This is a genomic window from Streptomyces sp. SID9727 (assembly GCF_010550605.1).
Classification (GTDB): Bacteria; Actinomycetota; Actinomycetes; order Streptomycetales; family Streptomycetaceae; genus Streptomyces.
The window spans coordinates 1-18,202 of sequence record NZ_JAAGNI010000261.1; the positions used below are offsets into that span (position 1 = coordinate 1).

The 18,202-nt window shown below is 72.7% G+C and carries 21 protein-coding genes; 15 read left to right on the forward strand and 6 right to left on the reverse strand.

Annotated elements, in window-relative coordinates; all coding sequences use genetic code 11:
• The 4 genes from G3I41_RS16685 to G3I41_RS16700 all read left to right on the forward strand — a co-directional run.
• The coding region (locus tag G3I41_RS16685) for an acetate--CoA ligase family protein (protein WP_203601198.1) at positions 1-903 on the forward strand (903 nt) is incomplete at its 5' end.
• An 88-nt stretch (positions 904-991) separates the two neighbouring features.
• On the forward strand, positions 992-1,588 hold the full coding sequence (locus G3I41_RS16690) for a DUF5998 family protein (protein WP_164401008.1): 597 nt from the start codon (positions 992-994) through the stop codon (positions 1,586-1,588).
• Positions 1,588-2,778, forward strand: coding sequence for a nucleotide pyrophosphatase/phosphodiesterase family protein (locus G3I41_RS16695; RefSeq protein ID WP_164401009.1), 1,191 nt, complete (start codon positions 1,588-1,590; stop codon positions 2,776-2,778). The genes G3I41_RS16690 and G3I41_RS16695 overlap by 1 nt, the downstream gene beginning before the upstream one ends.
• A gap of 50 nt (positions 2,779-2,828) precedes the next feature.
• On the forward strand, positions 2,829-3,479 hold the full coding sequence (locus tag G3I41_RS16700) for a thymidine kinase (RefSeq protein ID WP_164401010.1): 651 nt from the start codon (positions 2,829-2,831) through the stop codon (positions 3,477-3,479).
• A gap of 3 nt (positions 3,480-3,482) precedes the next feature.
• On the opposite strand, the gene G3I41_RS16705 is transcribed toward G3I41_RS16700, so the two are convergent.
• Complete coding sequence (locus G3I41_RS16705; protein WP_164401011.1) at positions 3,483-3,839, reverse strand: MerR family transcriptional regulator; 357 nt, start codon at positions 3,837-3,839, stop codon at positions 3,483-3,485.
• Between the two features lie 97 nt (positions 3,840-3,936).
• Here G3I41_RS16705 and G3I41_RS16710 point away from each other — a divergent pair, with 97 nt between their 5' ends.
• On the forward strand, positions 3,937-4,383 hold the full coding sequence (locus G3I41_RS16710; RefSeq protein ID WP_164401012.1) for a hypothetical protein: 447 nt from the start codon (positions 3,937-3,939) through the stop codon (positions 4,381-4,383).
• Here the strand turns inward: G3I41_RS16710 and G3I41_RS16715 are convergent.
• Positions 4,355-5,131: a VOC family protein gene (locus tag G3I41_RS16715; protein ID WP_203601199.1), complete on the reverse strand. Its 777-nt coding sequence runs from the start codon at positions 5,129-5,131 to the stop codon at positions 4,355-4,357. The two genes, G3I41_RS16710 and G3I41_RS16715, sit on opposite strands and share 29 nt — an antisense overlap.
• Positions 5,132-5,361: 230 nt before the next feature.
• On the opposite strand from G3I41_RS16715, the gene G3I41_RS16720 reads away from it, so the two are divergent.
• Complete coding sequence (locus tag G3I41_RS16720) at positions 5,362-6,192, forward strand: sulfurtransferase (protein WP_164401013.1); 831 nt, start codon at positions 5,362-5,364, stop codon at positions 6,190-6,192.
• Between the two features lie 68 nt (positions 6,193-6,260).
• Here the strand turns inward: G3I41_RS16720 and sepH are convergent, their stop codons facing one another.
• Positions 6,261-7,307 (reverse strand): septation protein SepH, encoded by a 1,047-nt coding sequence (gene sepH, locus G3I41_RS16725; protein ID WP_164401014.1) that lies wholly within the window; start codon positions 7,305-7,307, stop codon positions 6,261-6,263.
• Positions 7,308-7,802: 495 nt separating this feature from the next.
• Here sepH and G3I41_RS16730 point away from each other — a divergent pair, with 495 nt between their 5' ends.
• Positions 7,803-8,804, forward strand: a complete 1,002-nt coding sequence (locus G3I41_RS16730) for a hypothetical protein (RefSeq protein WP_164401015.1) — start codon at positions 7,803-7,805, stop codon at positions 8,802-8,804.
• Positions 8,805-8,811: 7 nt separating this feature from the next.
• Here G3I41_RS16730 and G3I41_RS16735 read toward each other — a convergent pair whose 3' ends face one another.
• Complete coding sequence (locus G3I41_RS16735; RefSeq protein WP_164401016.1) at positions 8,812-10,134, reverse strand: D-arabinono-1,4-lactone oxidase; 1,323 nt, start codon at positions 10,132-10,134, stop codon at positions 8,812-8,814.
• Between the two features lie 208 nt (positions 10,135-10,342).
• On the opposite strand from G3I41_RS16735, the gene G3I41_RS16740 reads away from it, so the two are divergent.
• On the forward strand, positions 10,343-11,470 hold the full coding sequence (locus tag G3I41_RS16740; RefSeq protein WP_164401017.1) for a ferrochelatase: 1,128 nt from the start codon (positions 10,343-10,345) through the stop codon (positions 11,468-11,470).
• Positions 11,471-11,540: 70 nt separating this feature from the next.
• Positions 11,541-12,371 (forward strand): inositol monophosphatase family protein, encoded by an 831-nt coding sequence (locus G3I41_RS16745; RefSeq protein ID WP_164401018.1) that lies wholly within the window; start codon positions 11,541-11,543, stop codon positions 12,369-12,371.
• A gap of 87 nt (positions 12,372-12,458) precedes the next feature.
• Here the strand turns inward: G3I41_RS16745 and G3I41_RS36420 are convergent, their stop codons facing one another.
• Positions 12,459-12,635, reverse strand: coding sequence for a hypothetical protein (locus G3I41_RS36420; RefSeq protein WP_018105385.1), 177 nt, complete (start codon positions 12,633-12,635; stop codon positions 12,459-12,461).
• A 387-nt stretch (positions 12,636-13,022) separates the two neighbouring features.
• On the opposite strand from G3I41_RS36420, the gene G3I41_RS16750 reads away from it, so the two are divergent.
• The 4 genes from G3I41_RS16750 to G3I41_RS16765 all read left to right on the forward strand — a co-directional run bounded on the left by G3I41_RS16750 (position 13,023) and on the right by G3I41_RS16765 (position 16,572).
• Positions 13,023-13,676 (forward strand): response regulator transcription factor, encoded by a 654-nt coding sequence (locus G3I41_RS16750; protein WP_164401019.1) that lies wholly within the window; start codon positions 13,023-13,025, stop codon positions 13,674-13,676.
• Complete coding sequence (locus tag G3I41_RS16755) at positions 13,676-14,911, forward strand: ATP-binding protein (RefSeq protein ID WP_164401020.1); 1,236 nt, start codon at positions 13,676-13,678, stop codon at positions 14,909-14,911. The genes G3I41_RS16750 and G3I41_RS16755 overlap by 1 nt, the downstream gene beginning before the upstream one ends.
• A gap of 406 nt (positions 14,912-15,317) precedes the next feature.
• Positions 15,318-15,614, forward strand: a complete 297-nt coding sequence (locus G3I41_RS16760; protein ID WP_003965732.1) for a DUF4193 domain-containing protein — start codon at positions 15,318-15,320, stop codon at positions 15,612-15,614.
• A 13-nt stretch (positions 15,615-15,627) separates the two neighbouring features.
• A complete protein-coding gene (locus tag G3I41_RS16765) occupies positions 15,628-16,572 on the forward strand; it encodes a hypothetical protein (protein ID WP_343242145.1) in 945 nt (314 codons plus the stop codon).
• On the opposite strand, the gene G3I41_RS16770 is transcribed toward G3I41_RS16765, so the two are convergent.
• Positions 16,569-17,027 (reverse strand): DUF3093 domain-containing protein, encoded by a 459-nt coding sequence (locus G3I41_RS16770; RefSeq protein ID WP_164401022.1) that lies wholly within the window; start codon positions 17,025-17,027, stop codon positions 16,569-16,571. The genes G3I41_RS16765 and G3I41_RS16770 overlap by 4 nt on opposite strands.
• 57 nt (positions 17,028-17,084) lie before the next feature.
• Here G3I41_RS16770 and G3I41_RS16775 point away from each other — a divergent pair, with 57 nt between their 5' ends.
• Together G3I41_RS16775 and dut are read left to right on the forward strand one after the other, a co-directional pair.
• The gene (locus G3I41_RS16775) at positions 17,085-17,669 is read left to right on the forward strand and encodes a PaaI family thioesterase (RefSeq protein WP_164401023.1); all 585 of its coding nucleotides are present in this window, start codon (positions 17,085-17,087) and stop codon (positions 17,667-17,669) included.
• Positions 17,666-18,202 (forward strand): dUTP diphosphatase, encoded by a 537-nt coding sequence (gene dut / locus G3I41_RS16780; RefSeq protein WP_164401024.1) that lies wholly within the window; start codon positions 17,666-17,668, stop codon positions 18,200-18,202. Before G3I41_RS16775 ends, dut begins: the two co-directional genes overlap by 4 nt.

An 18,202-nucleotide genomic window follows, 5' to 3' on the forward strand; every position in this document is an offset into this window, starting at 1 on the left:
GGCGACCCCGACGAGGCGCGCCACGTCGGCCGCATCCCCGCCTACCCCGCCGCCGAGCGCGCCGTCCGGGCGCTCGCCGAGGCCGTCCGGTACGCGCAGTGGCGGCGTCAGGCAGCCGTGCCCGGGAAGGTGCCCGACTTCCTCGACGACACCATCGACCCCCAGGGCGCCGCGGCCCGCATCGACGCCCTGCTCGGCGAGGACCCCGACCCGCGCGGCCGGCCGCTCGGCCACGACGAGGCCCGCGAACTGCTCGCCTGCTACGGCATCGCCGTCCGTCCCACGCTGGCCGCCCCCGGCCCGGAGGAGGCGGTGGCCGCCGCCGCCCGGCTCGGCTACCCGGTGGCCCTGAAGACGACCGCCCCCCACCTGCGCCACCGGGCCGACCTCGGCGGCGTACGCCTGGACCTCGACAGCGAGGCGGCCCTGCGCCGTGCGTACGGCGACCTCACCGAACTGCTCGGCAAGCCGGCGGAGCTGCGGCCGGTCGTCCAGGCCATGGCGCCGCGCGGTGTCGACACCGTCGTACGGGCCACGATCGACCCGGCCGCGGGCGCCGTGCTCTCCTTCGGTCTCGCCGGGGCGCCCTCCGAACTGCTCGGCGACACCGGCCACCGCCTGGTGCCCGCCACCGACCGCGACGCCGCCGAGCTGATCAGGTCCATCCGCGCCGCGCCCGTCCTGTTCGGCTGGCGCGGAGCGGCACCGGTGGACACCGCCGCGCTCGAGGAACTGCTGCTGCGGGTCTCCCGGCTGGTCGACGACCACCCCGAAGTGGTCTCGATCGCCCTGGAGCCGGTCGTGGTCGCCCCGACGGGCCTCTCGGTGCTCGGAGCGAGCGTCCGCCTCTCGCCGCCCCCGGCCCGGAACGACCTCGGCCCACGCCGCCTGTCCAACTACTGACCGCCCCGCTCGCGTCCCCCTGGACCGGCCGGGGACGGGGCTCCCGCGCCGTCCCCGGCAGCCATCCGGCCCCCGTAGGATGGTTCCCATGGCTAAGACCGGTACGACGACCCAGGGGCTGCGCGCGGCGATCGAGCGCAGCGGCTACTACCCGGCCCTCGTGGCCGAGGCGGTGGAGGCCGCCGTGGGCGGTGAGCCGGTCGCTTCGTACCTGGTGCACCAGGAGACGACCTTCGACTCCAACGAGGTGCGCCGGCACGTCACGGTGCTGGTGCTCACGGACACCCGCTTCATCGTCAGCCACACCGACGAGCAGAACGCGGACACCAGCTCCCCGTCGCCGTACGCCACCACCTCGACCGAGTCGGTCAAGCTGGACCGGATCTCCTCGGTCGTGGTCAGCCGGGTCGTGGCCAACCCGGAGAAGTACGTTCCGGGCACGCTGCCCCGCGAGGTCGTCCTGACCATCGGCTGGGGCGCGGTCTCCCGGATCGACCTGGAGCCCGCCGCCTGCGGCGACCCCAACTGCGAGGCCGACCACGGCTACACCGGCAGCACCACCGCCGACGACCTGAGCCTGCGGGTCAGCGAGGCCGGCGACGGCCCGGACACCGTGCGCCAGACCCTCGCTTTCGCCCAGGCGCTCTCCGAGGCCACGGCCGCCACCGCCGCGGCCGGCCGCTGATGGCCCAGCCGGCCTGGCAGGACGACTTCGTCCCGCTGTCCGTCGAGTCCGCGCCCGTCCCGGAGTACGGCAGCGGCTCGCTCGCCGACCTGCTGCCGACCCTCCTCGCGGGTCAGGAAGTGCCCGGCTTCGACGCGGCCATCGGCGAACTCGCCCCCGCCGACCGGAACTGCGTCTTCCTGATCGACGGCCTGGGCTGGGAGCAGATCAAGGCCCACCCCGACGAGGCGCCGTTCCTGCACTCGCTGCTGCCGACCTCGCGCGGCGGCACCGGCCGCCCGATCACGGCGGGCTTCCCGGCCACCACGGCGACCTCGCTGGCCTCCGTCGGCACCGGCCTGCCCCCCGGCGAGCACGGTCTTCCCGGCTACACGGTCCGTAACCCCGAGACCGGCGAGCTGATGAACCAGCTCCGCTGGAACCCGTGGACCCCGCCGAAGGCGTGGCAGCCCCACCCCACCCTCTTCCAGCTCGCCGACGCGGCCGGGGTGCGCACCGCCCAGGTCTCCGCCCCCGCCTTCGAACAGACCCCGCTGACCAAGGTCGCGCTCAGCGGCGGCTCCTTCCTCGGCCGGCTCAGCGGCGAGGAGCGGATGGACACCGCCGCCGACCGGCTGGCCGCCGGCGACCGCTCGCTCGTCTACACGTACTACAGCGAGGTCGACGGCAAGGGCCACCGCTTCGGCACCGACTCCGACGCCTGGCGCGGACAGCTGATGTACGTCGACGGGCTGGCCCGGCGCCTGGCCGAGCAGCTTCCGCCCCGCTCGGCGCTCTACATCACCGCCGACCACGGCATGATCGACATCCCGTTCGACGAGCAGTCCCGGATCGACTTCGACGAGGACTGGGAGCTGAGCGCCGGTGTCGCGCTGCTCGGCGGGGAGGGCCGGGCGCGGCACGTCTACGCCGTCCCGGGCGCCGCCTCCGACGTGCTGGCCGTCTGGCGCGAGGTGCTGGGCGAGCAGTTCTGGGTGGCGAGCCGGGACGAGGCCGTCGCCGCCGGCTGGTTCGGCCCCACGATCGACGAGCGGGTGCACGGCAGGATCGGTGACGTGGTCGCCGCCGCCCACGACGACGTGGTGATCACCGCCTCGCGCAACGAGCCGAACGAGTCGGCCATGGTCGGCATGCACGGCTCCATGACCCCCGTCGAGCAGTTCGTCCCGCTCCTCGAAGTACGCTCGTAGCCCGTTCCGCCCCGTTCCCTCTCCCCGACCCGAAAGGTGCTCGACCCGCCATGCCCGAGCTTGTGTTCTTCTCCGGAACGATGGACTGCGGAAAGAGCACCCTGGCCCTCCAGATCGGTCACAACCGCTCGGCGAGGGGCTTGCAGGGCGTGATCTTCACCCGGGACGACCGGGCGGGGGAGGGGAAGCTCTCGTCCCGGCTCGGTCTGGTCACGGAGGCCGTCGAGGCCGACGAGGGCTTGGACCTGTACGCGTACCTCGTCGCCCAGCTGTCCAAGGGCGGCCGGGTCGACTACGTGATCGTGGACGAGGCGCAGTTCCTGGCACCGGCCCAGATCGACCAGCTGGCGCGGGTCGTCGACGACCTGGAGATGGACGTCTTCGCCTTCGGCATCACGACGGACTTCCGTACCCGGCTCTTCCCCGGCTCCCAGCGCCTCGTCGAGCTGGCGGACCGCATGGAGCAGCTCCAGGTCGAGGCCCTCTGCTGGTGCGGAGCCCGCGCCACGCACAACGCCCGGACCGTGGGCGGCGAGATGGTCGTGGAGGGCGCGCAGGTCGTCGTCGGCGATGTCAACCGCGCGGCGGGCGAGGTCGGTTACGAGGTCCTGTGCCGCCGGCACCACCGCCGCCGTGCCACCGCGGCCTCCGCACAGGCGGGCGCACTCTCCCCGGACGTCCTGCCGGTGAGCTCCGCCTGACGCTCAGCCCGTCGCCCGCAGCGGGCAGCCCGAGCCGGCGCGGGCGGTGAGATCGGCCCGTAGCGCGGTGAGCCGGGCCACGCGCGCGTCGATCACCGCGATCTTCTCCTCGAACAGCGCGGACAGTGCCCGCGCGCTGTCCGGCGCGTCGCGCAGCTCCTCGCCCGTGCGCGCGATCTCGGCCAGTGAGAAGCCGAGCGCCTGGGCGGTGCGGACGTAGGCGAGCCAGGGCACCGTCTCGGGCGGGAAGTCGCGGTAGCCGTTGGGCAGCCGCTGCCCGGAGATCAGCCCGGTCCGCTCGTAGAAGCGGATGGTGTCCCTGCTCAGTCCCGTCTGCGCGGCCAGCTCACCGATACGCACGGTCTCCCACCCCCTGGGTTCGCGGACTTGACCTTGGACAGTACTCCAGTGTTTACGGTCGGGGGCGTCCGTGAAGGAAGCCGTCAGGAGCCCCGCCTTGTTCCGCACCGTCACGCCCTCCCACCCCGCCTATCCACGTTTCGTACGCGCGAGCGCGTGGTACGACCTCGCCGTCACCGCGGGGTTCGCCACACCGTGGACGTACAGGCTGCTGCACAGCGCGCTGTCCCGGTTCGGGGAGGCGGTCGGAGCGGGTGCTCTGCCCGCTCTCGATCCGATCGAAATCCTCTACGCCAACCTCATGGGTTCGGTGGTGGTCGTCTGGGCGCTCCTGCGCCTCGTCCGTCCGCTCCCGGCGCACGGTCTGTACGACGGCCTCGCTCGCACGCTGTTCGCCCTGTGGCAGGCGTACGCGCTCGCCCACGGGGCCCCGTCCTGGCTCTGGCTGTTCCTGGTGGCCGAAGTGGCGTTCGGCGTCGTCCAGCTCGCGCCCTGGCGGCTCGTGCGCGGTGGCGTCAGCGCGCCACCGAGCGCTGGATCGTGAAGACCGCGCCCTCCGGGTCCGCGACCGTCGCGACCCTGCCGCTCGGGCCTTCCCTCGGCGGGCTCAGCACCTGCCCGCCGAGCTCCGCCACCTGCCGCGCGGCCTCGTCCGTGTCGGCCACCTCGAAGTACGTCATCCAGTGCGGCCCCCGGTCGCGCAGCAGGGCGTGGCCGACTCCGTGCAGCGAAGCCACCGGGCGGCCCTGGAGGTGCAGGGTCTGGTAGTCGAAGTCCGCCGAGACGACCGCCTTGCTCTCGTAGCCGAAGACCGCCTGGTAGAACTTGGCGACCGTCGGCGTCTCCCGGGTCACCAGCTCGTTCCAGACCGGGGTGCCGGGCGCCCCGGCCAGCGCGGTGCCGACGTGCGCCGCCGCCTGCCAGATCCCGAAGACGGCGCCGCCCGGGTCGGAGGCGATGGCCATGCGGCCCGCGTCGCCGGCGTCGAGCGGTCCGACGCCGACCGTGCCGCCGCAGGCCCGGATGGTCTCCGCCGTCTGATCGGCGTCGTCGGTGGCCAGATAGGTCGTCCAGGCGATCGGGAGGGGCCGGTCCGGCGGCAGCTGCCCGATACCCGCGACCTCCTTCCCGTCCAACAGTGCCCGCACGTACGGGCCGAGCTGCTCGGGGCCGGGGCCGAACTCCCAGCCGAACAGCTCGGCGTAGAAGTTCTGGGTCGTGCGCAGGCCGTGCACGATCAGGCTCACCCAGCAAGGTGTTCCGGGTGTACGCCGGGCGGCAGCCTCGGTCATCGTCACTCTCCTCGGACCATCGTGGTGGCCGTACGGGAAATCGGGGTCGGCGCGCCGTGGTGCGGTGCGAGTCGTGTACGCCCCGTGCAGATGCTTGCACCACCGGGCACGGGATGCGCTTCGGCCGCGCCGTCTTTTCCTGGATCTCGCCCCGGGCGCACCGGTTTGTCCCGGTACAGCCGCTTGGCTGTTGTCACGCGTGGCCGGGCGTCTGCGCGAGGATGGCACGCATGAAGCCCATCATCTCCGCATCCGCATGCGCGAGCGAACTGGCGGGGCCCCGTCCGCCGGTGCTCCTGGACGTACGTTGGCAGCTGGGCGGCCCGCACGGCCGGCCCGACTACGAGGCGGGGCACATCCCCGGCGCCGTCTTCGTGGACCTCGATACGGAGCTCGCCGGTCCGGCCGGCACCGGTGGCCGCCACCCGCTGCCCGACCCGGAGGAGTTCGGCGCCGCGATGCGCCGCGCCGGGGTCCGCCAGGACGGCCCGGTGGTCGTCTACGACGGCGGTCAGGGCTGGGCGGCGGCCCGCGCCTGGTGGCTGCTGCGCTGGGCGGGGCATTCCGGCGTACGGGTGCTGGACGGCGGTCTCGCGGCCTGGACCGGGGAGCTGTCGCAGGAGACCCCGGACCCGGTCGAGGGCGACTTCGTGCCCGCGCCGGGAGCGCTGCCGCTGCTCGACGCGGACGACGCCGCGGCCCTGGCCCGCTCGGGTGTCCTGCTCGACGCACGGGCGGCCGAGCGCTATCGGGGCGATGTGGAGCCCATCGACCGGGTCGGCGGTCACATCCCCGGCGCGGTCTCCGCGCCGACCGGCGAGAACGTGGACGCGGACGGGCGCTTCCTGAGCCCCGAGCGCCTGGCCGCCCGGTTCGCCGGGCTGGGCGTCGGCGGCGGGACCGCGGAGGTCGGCGTCTACTGCGGCTCGGGCGTCTCCGGGGCCCAGCAGGTGCTGGCGCTGGAGCTCGCAGGGCACCGGGCCGCCCTCTACGCGGGTTCCTGGTCGCACTGGTCCGCCGACGCGTCGCGCCCGGTCGCCACCGGACCCGACCCCCGGTAACGGCACGCCGTCGCGCGAGGACGACGCGGGGCCGGTACGCGCTCGCGTACCGGCCCCGGTCATGCCGTCTAGTCCTGCTTCTTGCGGCGGGTGCCGAAGACGATCTCGTCCCAGCTGGGCACCGCTGCCCGGCGCCCCGGCCGGACCCCGTCCGCCTCGGCCTGCCGGTCCGTCGTCCCGGTCAGCCGGTCGCGGTGACCGGCCACCGCGCGCGGCATCAGGACGTCCGCGTACGCGGAGCCCGCTCCGGCCGACGCGGCCGGCGGCTCCTCGGCCTCCGGCTCCCGCTCCGCCGGCTCGATCGCGGGGGGCTCCGGCGGCGCGGGCCGTTCCGGTACGACCATGTCACCGCGGAAGCTCGGCACCGCCTCCAGCAGGCTGGTGAGGGAGTCCCGCTCGCTCGCGGTCACCCCGGCGATCCGCTCCTCCGGCTCGGGGGGCGGCGGCGGGGCCGGACGCTCGATCTGCCGGTCCAGCGGCCGGTCGCGGGGCAGTCGGGCGATGCGGGGCACGAACGGGAAGCTGGGCTCGGGCGCCGCGACCTCGTCCGTCTCGCCGATCAGCGAACGGGCCTCGTCGTCGACGGCCTGGACCAGCCGGCGCGGCGGGTCGTACGTCCAGCTCGCCGAGTGCGGCTCACCCGCGACCCGGTAGACGAGGAGAACCTCCCAGGTGGCGTCGTCGCGGCGCCAGGAGTCCCACTGGACGGTCTCCTTGTCGGCGCCGCGCAGCAGCAGGCGTTCCTGCACCGCCTCGCCGAGCTGGGGTCCGGTGTTCTCGCCGGGACGGCGCACGGGAGTCTTCCGGGCCCGCTCGGCCATGAAGGCGCGCTCCGCGAGCACGGGGCCCTCGAAGCGGCGGACACGGTCGACGGGGATCCCGGCGAACTGGGCGACCTCCTCGGCGGAGGCGCCGGCTCGTATCCGTGCCTGGATGTCGCGCGGGCGGAGGTGGCTCTCCACCTCGATCTCGATCTGGCCGAGCCGGGCGCGGTCGTTGCGCACGGCGGCTCGCAGCCGCTCGTCGATCGGAAGCGTGTACTCCGTGCTGTCCGCAGCCTTGAGCACCAGTCGTGTGCCGTCGTTGGAGACGGCCACGACACGCAGTTCGGGCATGGGGACCTCCCGGGTGGTGCCTGCCGACGTCACGTGCGTCGCTGCTTCCGCTAGTCGAGTGTGGCCTGCCCGGGTGCAGCCTGCCACAACATTGCCGTGTTGCCCGGCGTGTCGGGCGTGAGCCCTTGTTCGCCGGTATGCCACGGTAGCCCTTGCGCAACACAAAGTGACCGATGGTCACTCCGCGTAGCTGGCCGCCGTGCGATGCCGTGCGCCGCCGGATCGAGTGCCTCCTTCGGCCCCCTCCCGAAGGTTCCGGACGCCCGCGAGGATGTCCGGCCCCAGGGCTCGCCACAGTACTCCATTCGGGCCATGTGGGTGGACCGCCGCGCCGTCGAAGTTCTCGTGAGGTGCGGGAGCTTGCCTACCCCTCCCGATGCCTCCCGCTCATGATCCGTGTCGTGCTTCACACAATCCACGCAACCGGAACTTTCGGCTTCGCTCACGTGTCCCTAGTTGGTGCATGGTGGGAGAGATGTCAATCAAGGGCTGGAAATGGTGCAGAAGCCGGAAAGTGGCATAGAACCCAAGGAGAGGCGGATCGATCTGAGCCTGCCCCAGGTGGCGGGCAGTGCGGTCGCCGCGGTGGCGGCGGCCGTGGCGGCTTCCCAGCTCGGTGTGTACGGAACCATCGCGGGCGCCGGAGTGATGAGCGTCGTGGCGACCTGCGGCGGCTCGGTCTTCCAGCACTTCTTCCGTCGTACGGGGGAGCAGATCCGCGAGGTGACGGTCCAGGTGAAGCACCCGGACCGCGAGGTGACCGTCCGTACCCGCGAGACCGGTGCGCGGCACCCGGCGCCCCTGCCGGAGGAGACGGTCCTGCTGGGAGCGGTGGACGACGCCACGACGGTGCTGCGCCGGATCGACCCGCAGTCGGACGAGACGACGCTCCTGCGCCGCGCGGACCCGGACGAGACAACGCTTCTCCGTCAGGTGGAGCCCGACGCGACGACCGTTCTGCGCAGCCCCGCCGGTGCCGGACGGCCGGACGAGGAGTTCTCCGAGGCGACCACGCACGGCACGCGGCTGCGTGGCTGGAAACGGTCGGCCATCGGCGCGGCCGTGGTGTTCGCGGTCTCGATGGCCGGCATCACGACGTACGAACTGATCTCCGGCGACGATCTGAGCGGCGGGCACGGGACGACCGTGGGCTCCGTCGTACGCGGCGGGCACGACAGCGGGCCGTCCGCGCCCGAGCCCGCGGAAACCGGTGACCACGGTCAGGACGGGACGAACCCCGGTCGGCAGGACGAGAACGGCACCGCGACGCCCGGCGCCGGCGGCCAGGACGACGGCACCGCCCCCCAGCCGGACCGGAGCGGCGGTCCCACCGAAGGGACGACGCCCTCGCCGACCCCCTCGGCCCCGGCGGGCGGCGGCGTCGAGCCCGCGCCCACTCCCACCCCGAGCACCACGGACGGTGGCGAGAGCGCGACGCCCGACCCGGCGGCCACCGACGGCGCCCCGGCGCCCGAGGGCACCGAAGCGGGGGAGTGAGCCCGGGTCAGTCGCCCAGCACCCTGCGCAGGTAGTCGTTGCCGAACAGCCGGTCCGGGTCCAGCCGGTCCCGTACGGCCGTGAATTCACCGAAACGCGGATACACCCCGGAGAGGTACGCGGCGTCCCTGGTGTTGATCTTGCCCCAGTGCGGGCGGCCGCCGTGCGCGGTCATGATCCGCTCCACCGCCGTGAAGTACGCCTGATAGGGCGTCCCCCGGTACAGATGGACGGCGATGTACGCGCTCTCCCGGCCCGACGCCGTGGAGAGCGCGATGTCGTCGGCGGGCGCGGTGCGCACCTCGACCGGGAAGCTGATCCGCAGCGGCGAACGGTCCACCATCGCCCGGACCTCGCGCAGCGCCTCGACGGCGGCCTCACGCGGCAGCGCGTACTCCATCTCCACGAAGCGCACTCGGCGCGGGCTGGTGAACACCTTGTACGGGATGTCGGTGTACGTACGCGCCGACAGGGCCCGGCTGGAGATCCTGGCGATCGAGGGGATCGTCGCGGGTACGGCGCGGCCGAGCGCGCAGGCGACCTGGAAGACGCCGTTGGACAGCAGCTCGTCCTCGATCCAGCCGCTGACCTTGCCGGGCGGGGCGGCGGGGCCCGCGCTGCGGTTGTTGCGCTTGGTGTTGCAGTTCCCGGTGTGCGGGAACCAGTAGAACTCGAAATGCTCGTTCTCGGTCACGAGCTGATCGAATTCGGCCGTCACCTGATCGAAGCTCATCGGCTCCTCGCGGGCGGTCAGCAGGAAGACCGGCTCCACGGCGAAGGTGATCGCGGTGATGACGCCCAGCGCGCCGAGCCCGATCCGCGCCACCGCGAAGACGTCCGCGTTCTCGGTCTCCGAACAGGTCAGCACCGTGCCGTCCGCGGTGACCAGCTCCAGGGCGCGTATCTGCGCGGATATGGACGCCGAGTCACGGCCGGTGCCGTGCGTCCCGGTGGAGGTGGCCCCGGCGACCGTCTGCTCCATGATGTCGCCCATGTTGGTGAGCGAGAGGCCCTCGCGGGCCAGTGCGGTGTTGAGGCGCTTCAGCGGAGTGCCCGCCTCGACCGTCACCGTCATCGCCGTGCGGTCGATCTCGCGGATGCCGGTCAGCAGATCGGGCCGGATCAGCAGCCCGTCGGTGGCCGCGGTCGCGGTGAACGAGTGCCCGGTGCCCACCGGCTTCACCCGCAGCCCGTCCTCCGACGCCCTGCGCAGCGCCTCGGCCAGCTCGTCCACGGAGGCGGGGGACACGGTCCGGGCCGGCCGGGCGGTGACGGTCCCCGCCCAGTTCCGCCACGGGCTCGTCGCCGTCCGTGCGTAGGTCTCGGTCATCTTCCCCGCGCCCTTCCCTAGGAACCGGCCCACCCAGCCGGCGCTTCCCCCGGACGGTGACCACGGGTTACCGGCCGGTTGGAGGGGGATCATACTCACGGGACCCGCACATTCATCCACCCCTCCCGCCACCCCGCCCGAGGGCCGGAACCGCCCGCTCCGGACGTCGGTGCGCCCCCGCCCCGGCGCGGGTGGCAGGATCGACGGCATGTCCGATCTGCGCGATCCCGCCCCCTACGACGCCCTGCTCCTGCTCTCCTTCGGCGGTCCCGAAGGCCCGGACGACGTGGTCCCGTTCCTGGCGAACGTGACCCGCGGCCGGGGCATCCCCGAGGAACGGCTCAAGGAGGTCGGCAAGCACTACTTCCTGTTCGGGGGCGTCAGCCCGATCAACGCCCAGAACAGGGCCCTGCTCGACGCGCTGCGCAGGGACTTCTCCGCGCACGGGCTGGACCTGCCGGTCTACTGGGGCAACCGCAACTGGGCCCCGTACCTCACCGACACCCTGCGCGAGATGGTCGCCGACGGTCACCGCCGCATCGCCGTCCTGGCGACCAGCGCCTACGCCTCGTACTCCGGCTGCCGGCAGTACCGCGAGAACCTCGCCGACGCTCTGGCCGCACTGGAGGCGGAGGGCCTTCCCGTCCCGCGCGTGGACAAACTCCGGCACTACTTCAACCACCCCGGCTTCGTGGAGCCCATGGTGGAGGGCGTCCTCGCCTCGCTGGCGGACCTGCCCGACGAGGTGCGCCCCGGTGCGCACCTGGCCTTCACCACGCACTCCATCCCGCTCTCGGCGGCCGACACCTCGGGTCCCGTGGAGGCGCACGGGGACGGCGGCGCGTACGTCGCCGAGCACCTGGAGGTGGCCCGGCTGATCGTGGACGCGGTGCGCGAGCGGACCGGCACGGCCTACCCGTGGCGGCTCGTCTACCAGTCGCGCAGCGGCGCCCCGCACATCCCGTGGCTGGAGCCCGACATCTGCGACCACCTGGACGCGCTCCACGGCGACGGGGTCCCCGCCGTCGTGATGGCGCCCATCGGCTTCGTCTCGGACCACATGGAGGTCCTGTACGACCTCGACACCGAGGCGACCGCCAGGGCCGCCGAGCTGGATCTGCCGGTACGCCGCTCCGCGACGGTCGGCGCCGACCCCCGGTTCGCCGCCGCCGTGCGCGAGCTCGTCCTGGAGCGGGCCGCCGCCGAGCGGGGCCGGGAGCCGCAGCGGTGCGCCCTCGGGACGCTGGGCGCGAGCCACGACCTCTGCCCGGTGGGCTGCTGCCCGGCCAGGGCGCCCAAGCCCGCCGCCGCGGGGGCCGACAGCCCCTACGCGTGAGCCCTCGCGCTTCCCCGCCCGCCCCTGTCCCAACCCTCCCGACCGCCCTCAACCTCCTCAAGGAAGCGCCGTGACCGAGACCGACCACTCATCGGACGTCCTGCTCGACCTCGCCCTGGAAGCGGCCCGACTCGCCGGCCGGCTGCTGCGCGACGGGCGTCCGGCGGGGTTGGGCGTGGCCGCGACCAAGTCCAGCCCGGTCGACGTCGTCACCGAGATGGACATCGCCGCCGAGAAGCTGATCACCGAGTTCCTGATCGAGCGCCGCCCCCTGGACGGCTACCTCGGCGAGGAGGGCGGCACGACCGCCGAGGGCAGCACCGGAGTGCGCTGGGTGATCGACCCGCTCGACGGCACGGTGAACTACCTCTACGGGCTCCCGTCCTGGGCCGTCTCCATCGGCGTGGAGGTGGACGGCGAGCGGGTCGCCGGCGCGGTGGAGGTCCCGATGCGCGGCGAGACGTACTCCGCGCGCCGCGGCCACGGAGCCTTCGTCACCGGAGGCTTGTACGGCGACGAGCCCGTCCGGCTGCGGTGCCGGCCCACCGCCCCGCTCGCCGAGGCGCTGGTGGCCACCGGCTTCAACTACGTCGCCGAGGTCCGGGCCCACCAGGCCGAGGTGGCGCACGACCTCATCCCGCAGGTCCGGGACATCCGGCGCGGCGGCTCCGCGGCGATCGACCTCTGCGACGTGGCCGCCGGACGGCTCGACGGCTACTTCGAGCGCGGTCTGCACCCCTGGGACCTGGCCGCGGGCGACCTCATCGCCCGGGAGGCGGGCGCCCTCACCGGCGGGCGCCCGGGCCGGCCGGCCGACGGGGACCTGACCGTCGCGGCGTCCCCCGGCGTCTTCGAACCGCTCCAGGCCCTCCTGGACGGGCTGGGCGCCTGGCACGACTGACCGGGGCCTCCCCGGGCGTTCCCGGACGCCGGAAGGGCCCCGCGGCCGCTGTGGAGCGGCCGCGGGGCCCTCGGCCCATAGCGACGGTCAGGCGTTCGTCGTCGTGCTGATCCGCACACCGTGCTCGGCGGCGAGACGACGGAGGTCGTCCAGCTCGCTCTGCTCGACGTCCGCGAGGAAGTCGTCGCCCGTCTCGCGGGCCTTCGTGAGGTCGTCCTCGGTCGTCTTGATGCGTTGCAGCAGACCTGCGGTGAAAGCGTCCATGAAGCGCCCCCTCATCGTGGGTCGGTGGCACGGGGGTGTGCCCGGGTTTCCCTCCGCCGAGGCGGTAGGGCGGGTGATCACGCACTCTCCGGGGGACGGAGGGGCCTGTGGCAACGCCACATGGGAAGACGTGATCGCGGGTGTGCATGCGTACTCCCCCGCCCGAAGCTCAGAGAAACCTCAACTGGTCGGCAAATCCCGTCGCTTCCTCGAAGCCGCAGGTGGGGGCGGGACGTCTTACCGCCGGTTTATGCGGGTTACGGGCAGGATGGAGCCGCACAAGTGTGCCGGGGCCGTGCCCGCGGCCCGGGCGGCCGGGACGTCGCGGACGCCCCTGAGCCCTGTAGTGCAGACCGCTTGCGAAGAAGTTCTAGGGAAGGAAGCGCCGTGCGCGTACTCGTCGTGGAGGACGAGCAGCTGCTCGCCGATGCGGTGGCCACCGGATTGCGCCGCGAGGCCATGGCCGTCGACGTCGTGTACGACGGGGCCGCGGCCGTGGAGCGTATCGAGGTCAACGACTACGACGTGGTCGTGCTCGACCGCGACCTGCCCCTGGTCCACGGCGACGACGTCTGCCGCCGGATCGTGGAGCTCGGCATGCCGACCCGGGTGCTCATGCTCACCGCGTCCGGTGACGTCAGCGACCGGGTGGAGGGCCTGGAGCTGGGCGCCGACGACTACCTGCCCAAGCCCTTCGCGTTCAGCGAGCTGACCGCCCGGGTACGGGCCCTCGGCCGGCGTACGACCGTCGCCCTGCCGCCCGTCCTCGAACGGGCCGGCATCAAGCTGGATCCCAACCGCCGGGAGGCGTTCCGGGGCGGCCAGGAGGTCCAGCTCGCGCCCAAGGAGTTCGCCGTCCTGGAGGTCCTGATGCGCAGCGAGGGAGCCGTCGTGTCGGCGGAGCAGCTGCTGGAGAAGGCGTGGGACGAGAACACCGACCCGTTCACCAACGTCGTCCGGGTGACCGTCATGACCCTGCGCCGCAAACTCGGCGAGCCGCCGGTGATCGTCACCGTGCCCGGCTCCGGCTACCGGATCTGATGCCCGTGCCCGCCGCCCCGCCGCCCGCGCCCCCCAAGCCCACCTGGGAGCCCAAACAGCAGGAGCCCGCGTACCCCTGGCTGCGTCCTACCATCCGCATACGGCTCACGCTGCTGTACGGCGGCATGTTCCTGATCGCGGGCATCCTGCTGCTGTCGATCATCTACATGCTGGCGGCGCAGGCCCTGCACGTGGGCAGTGAGCTGCCGTTCAAGGTCGTCGACGGCTATATGTCCAGCAAGGTCTGCAACCTCCTCGAACACGGCAACTCGCCGAGCGCGGTCAACGCGGCGATGAACTCCTGCGTCAACCACCAGCGCCAGCAGGCACTGGACACGCTGCTCAACCGGTCGCTGCTGGCTCTGGTGGGCCTCAGCATCATCGCCTTCGCCTTCGGTTACGGGATGGCCGGCAGGGTGCTCTCGCCGCTCGGCCGGATCACCCGCATCGCCCGCCGGGTGGCCGGCACCGACCTGTCCAGGCGCATCGAGCTGGACGGGCCCGACGACGAGCTCAAGGAGCTGTCCGACACCTTCGACGACATGCTGGACCGGCTGGAGCGGGCCTTCACCGCGCAGCAGCGGTTCGTCGGCAACGCCTCGCACGAGCTGCGCACGCCGCTCGCCATCAACCGCACGCTGCTGGAAGTCCACCTCTCCGACCCGGAGGCCCCGCCCGAGCTCCAGCAACTGGGCAAGACGCTGCTGGCCACCAACGAGCGCAGCGAGCAGCTGGTGGAGGGCCTGCTGCTGCTGGCCCGCAGCGACAACCAGATCGTCGAGCGCAAAGCCGTCGACCTCGCCGAGGTCGCCTCGCGCGCCGTGGACCAGGCGCGCGGCGAGGCCGAGGCCAAGGGCGTCGAGATGCGCGAGGAGCTGGCCCCGGCCGTCGTCCAGGGCAACGGCGTCCTGCTGGAGCGCATCGCGCTGAACCTCGTGCAGAACGCCGTCCGCTACAACGTCCCGGAGGGCGGCTGGGTCGAGGTGAGCACGGCGCTGCTGCCGGGCCAGGCGGTGCTCGTCGTCTCGAACACGGGCCCCGTGGTCCCCGCGTACGAGATCGACAACCTCTTCGAGCCCTTCAGACGGCTGCGTACGGAGCGGACGGGGAGCGACAAGGGGGTCGGGCTCGGTCTGTCGATCGCGCGGTCCGTCGCCCGGGCCCACGGCGGCCGTATCATCGCCGAGCCCCGCGAAGGCGGTGGTCTTGTGATGCGCGTCTCACTGCCGGTCTGACCGGCATGAGAGGCGCTTTGCGTACAGATTATTCTTTGTTCGCTTTGAGCGGAATTTTCGGGACCTGATCCCGAAGGAACCGTGTGTGATCGATCACAGGAGCGAATAACTCCCTGTCCACGTTCCGTGACCAGGGAAGTCGCCGGAAACCCGGCCAAACACCGGGTTTTCGGGGGCAGGCATGACGGGAAGTACACGGGGTGGCGCCTGCGAAGGGCGCCGCCGGGACCGTGTACGGTCCCCATCGCCACCCAAGCCGATCACTCCCGAGCGGTCCTTTTGGGTGTCGATTGAGTAACAGACCTTGATGTGAGGCAAAATCTCCGCCTCAGGTCGGGCACAAGTCCGGCCTCTCACGCGTTACGAGCGCTTGAGACACCGCAGACACCCAGAGGGGGAGAGCGACATGGCAACGGATTACGACACCCCACGCAAGACCGACGACGACGTCGATCAGGACAGCCTTGAAGAGCTGAAGGCGCGCCGGAGCGACAAGACGGCGTCCGCCGTCGACGTCGACGAGTTCGACGCGGCCGAGGGCCTTGAGCTGCCCGGCGCAGACCTGTCCAACGAGGAGCTGGCCGTACGGGTCCTGCCCAAGCAGGCCGACGAGTTCACCTGCATGAGCTGCTTCCTCGTGCACCACCGCAGTCAGCTGGCCCGCGAGAAGAACGGCCAGCCGATCTGCCGCGACTGCGACTGAGGTCCGGTCGGCCGTGGCAGGGGACACACCGTTCCGCAAGCGGCGCCCCTGGGGCAGGAAGCCACCGGAGGCGCACCAGGGCGGTACACGCCCGGCAGAAGGCGCCCAGGCGCCTGCCGAGCGGTCCGCCCTGCCACTCTCGCCGGACGGACAGGAGAACGAGCGGGGCCTGCAGGCGGCCTCGCTCGAAGCGGCCGAAGTAGCGGTACGCGCAGCCCGTGAGGCTGCCGGAGTCGACACGGCCGATGGGGCCGGACAGGTCGGCAGGACGGAGCCCGTGACCGGGGCAGGCCGTCTGAGTTCAGTGAAACGGGGCGTACGCAAGGGCGGGGAGAGCGCCAAGGAAGCGATCGGTCATATCGCGGACCTGATCATCCACATCGCTCCCCGCGTCCCTGTGCGCGACCTCGCCACCCTGCGCGAGCACTTTCCCGGCCTCGGGCCGGAGGAGATCGCGGACCGGCTCGTCGTGGGCGCGAGCCGCGCGACCGCCACCGTCGGCGCCGGAATCGGCGCGGCGGCCATGATGCCCGTGCCGCCCGCGATGTTCGCCGAGCTGGCCGCCGAGGTCACCGGCGTCGCCGCCATAGAGATGAAGCTCGTCGCCGAGCTGCACGAGGTCTACGGACGCCGTCCCCCGGGCGGCATCGCCCGGCGCTCGACCGCCTACCTCACCGCCTGGACCGAGGAACGCGGCATCGAGGTCACCCGCCCCGCCACGGTCGACGCGGCGCTCAGCGGCCGGATGAAACGCGAGCTGCGCCGCCAGATCATGAAGCGCACCGTGCGCGACCTGCCGAGTCTGATCCCCTTCATGGTCGGCGCCGCCGTCGGCGCGTCCATGAACCGGCGCGACACCAGGAAGCTGGCCGAACGGGTCAGGAAGGACCTGCGCGAGAAGCAGATCCCCTGGGACCGCCTCCCCGGGCGACCCCCGCCGGACCCCAGAAGCTCCTAGGCCCGGACCGCCGCGTGCAGCGCCGCCACCAGGGCGTTCGGGTCGCGCGTCGAGAGGTAGACGTACGGGGTCGGGTCCTCCGGGTCCGTGACCTCCACCCGGACCGCCGTCGGGATGTAGCTGCGCAGCAGCATGAAGGCCCGGGTGTCCGCCTTGTGCGTGCGCCAGGCGCGCGCCTCCTCGGCGTCCAGCACCTCGGCCTCGCCGAGCGCCGAGACCGGGATCCGGGCGTCCCCCGCGACGAGTGCGCCCGCCACCACCCGGATGCGGGCGGAGCCGTACGAGCTGACCGCGACGGCCGACAGGACCGTGCCGCCGGCCAGACCGGCGAGGAGCGGCAGAGTGCCCAGCGGCAGCAGCATCAGCGCGCACGCGATGCCGATCAGGACGGCGATCAGCCACCACGAACGGGGTGCGGTGAGGCGTTCGTCGTAGGGCGGGGTCGAAGGCTGCATGGCTCCAGCTTGGCACGGCGCGACCGGCGGGTACCCGCGCGGGTAAGGTCAGCGCCTGTGAGTGGAACATCAGCGGCTCTGACGCCCCCGGCCGACGCGGTGAAACCGGTCCGGCACCCCGACGCCCCGGCCCCCGGCGAACTCCTCGGCGCGCACTACGAGCACTGCTTCGGCTGCGGCTCCGGCCAGCCCCACGGGCTGCACCTCCAGGCGCGGGCCGGCGAGGGCGTCAGGGTGACCGCCGAGTTCACCGTGAAGGCGGCCCACCAGGGCGCCCCGGGCCTCGCGCACGGCGGGGTGCTGGCCACGGCGCTGGACGAGACGCTCGGCTCGCTGAACTGGCTGCTGCGGGTCATCGCCGTCACCGGGCGGCTGGAGACCGACTTCGTACGCCCCGTCCCCGTCGACACCGTGCTGTACCTCGACGCCGAGGTCACCGCCGTGCACGGACGGAAGATCTACTCCCGGGCGACCGGCCGGATCGGCGGCCCGGACGGACCGGTCGCGGTGCGGGCCGACGCCCTGTTCATCGAGGTCAAGGTCGACCACTTCATCGAGAACGGCCGGCCGGCCGAGATCCAGGCCGCCATGGCCGACCCCGACCAGGTCAGGCGCGCCCGCGCCTTCGAGGTGAACCCGTGACCCGCCATCCCGTCGACGTCCTGATCCGCCGGGTAGACCCGGACGTTCCGCTTCCGGCCTACGGGCACCCCGGGGACGCCGGCGCGGACCTCGTGACGACCGAGGCCGCCGAACTGGCGCCGGGGGAGCGGGCCGTACTGCCCACCGGGGTTTCGATCGCCCTGCCCGACGGGTACGCGGCGTTCGTGCACCCACGATCCGGTCTCGCCGCCCGCTGCGGAGTCGCCCTGGTGAATGCCCCGGGGACGGTCGATGCCGGGTACCGTGGAGAGATCAAGGTGATCGTCATCAATCTCGACCCGCGCGAGGCCGTGCGGTTCGAGCGGTTCGACCGGATTGCCCAACTGGTCGTGCAGCAGGTCGAGAAGGTGCGCTTCCACGAGGTGTCGGAGCTTCCCGGCTCGGCGCGGGCCGAAGGGGGCTTCGGGTCCACCGGCGGCCATGCCGCCGTTGATGTTGATGGCGTCCGGGGCGGGGTTCCCCAGGGCGGGAACAGCTACGCTTCGGTCGAATCCGACCGGGAAGGACAGTGA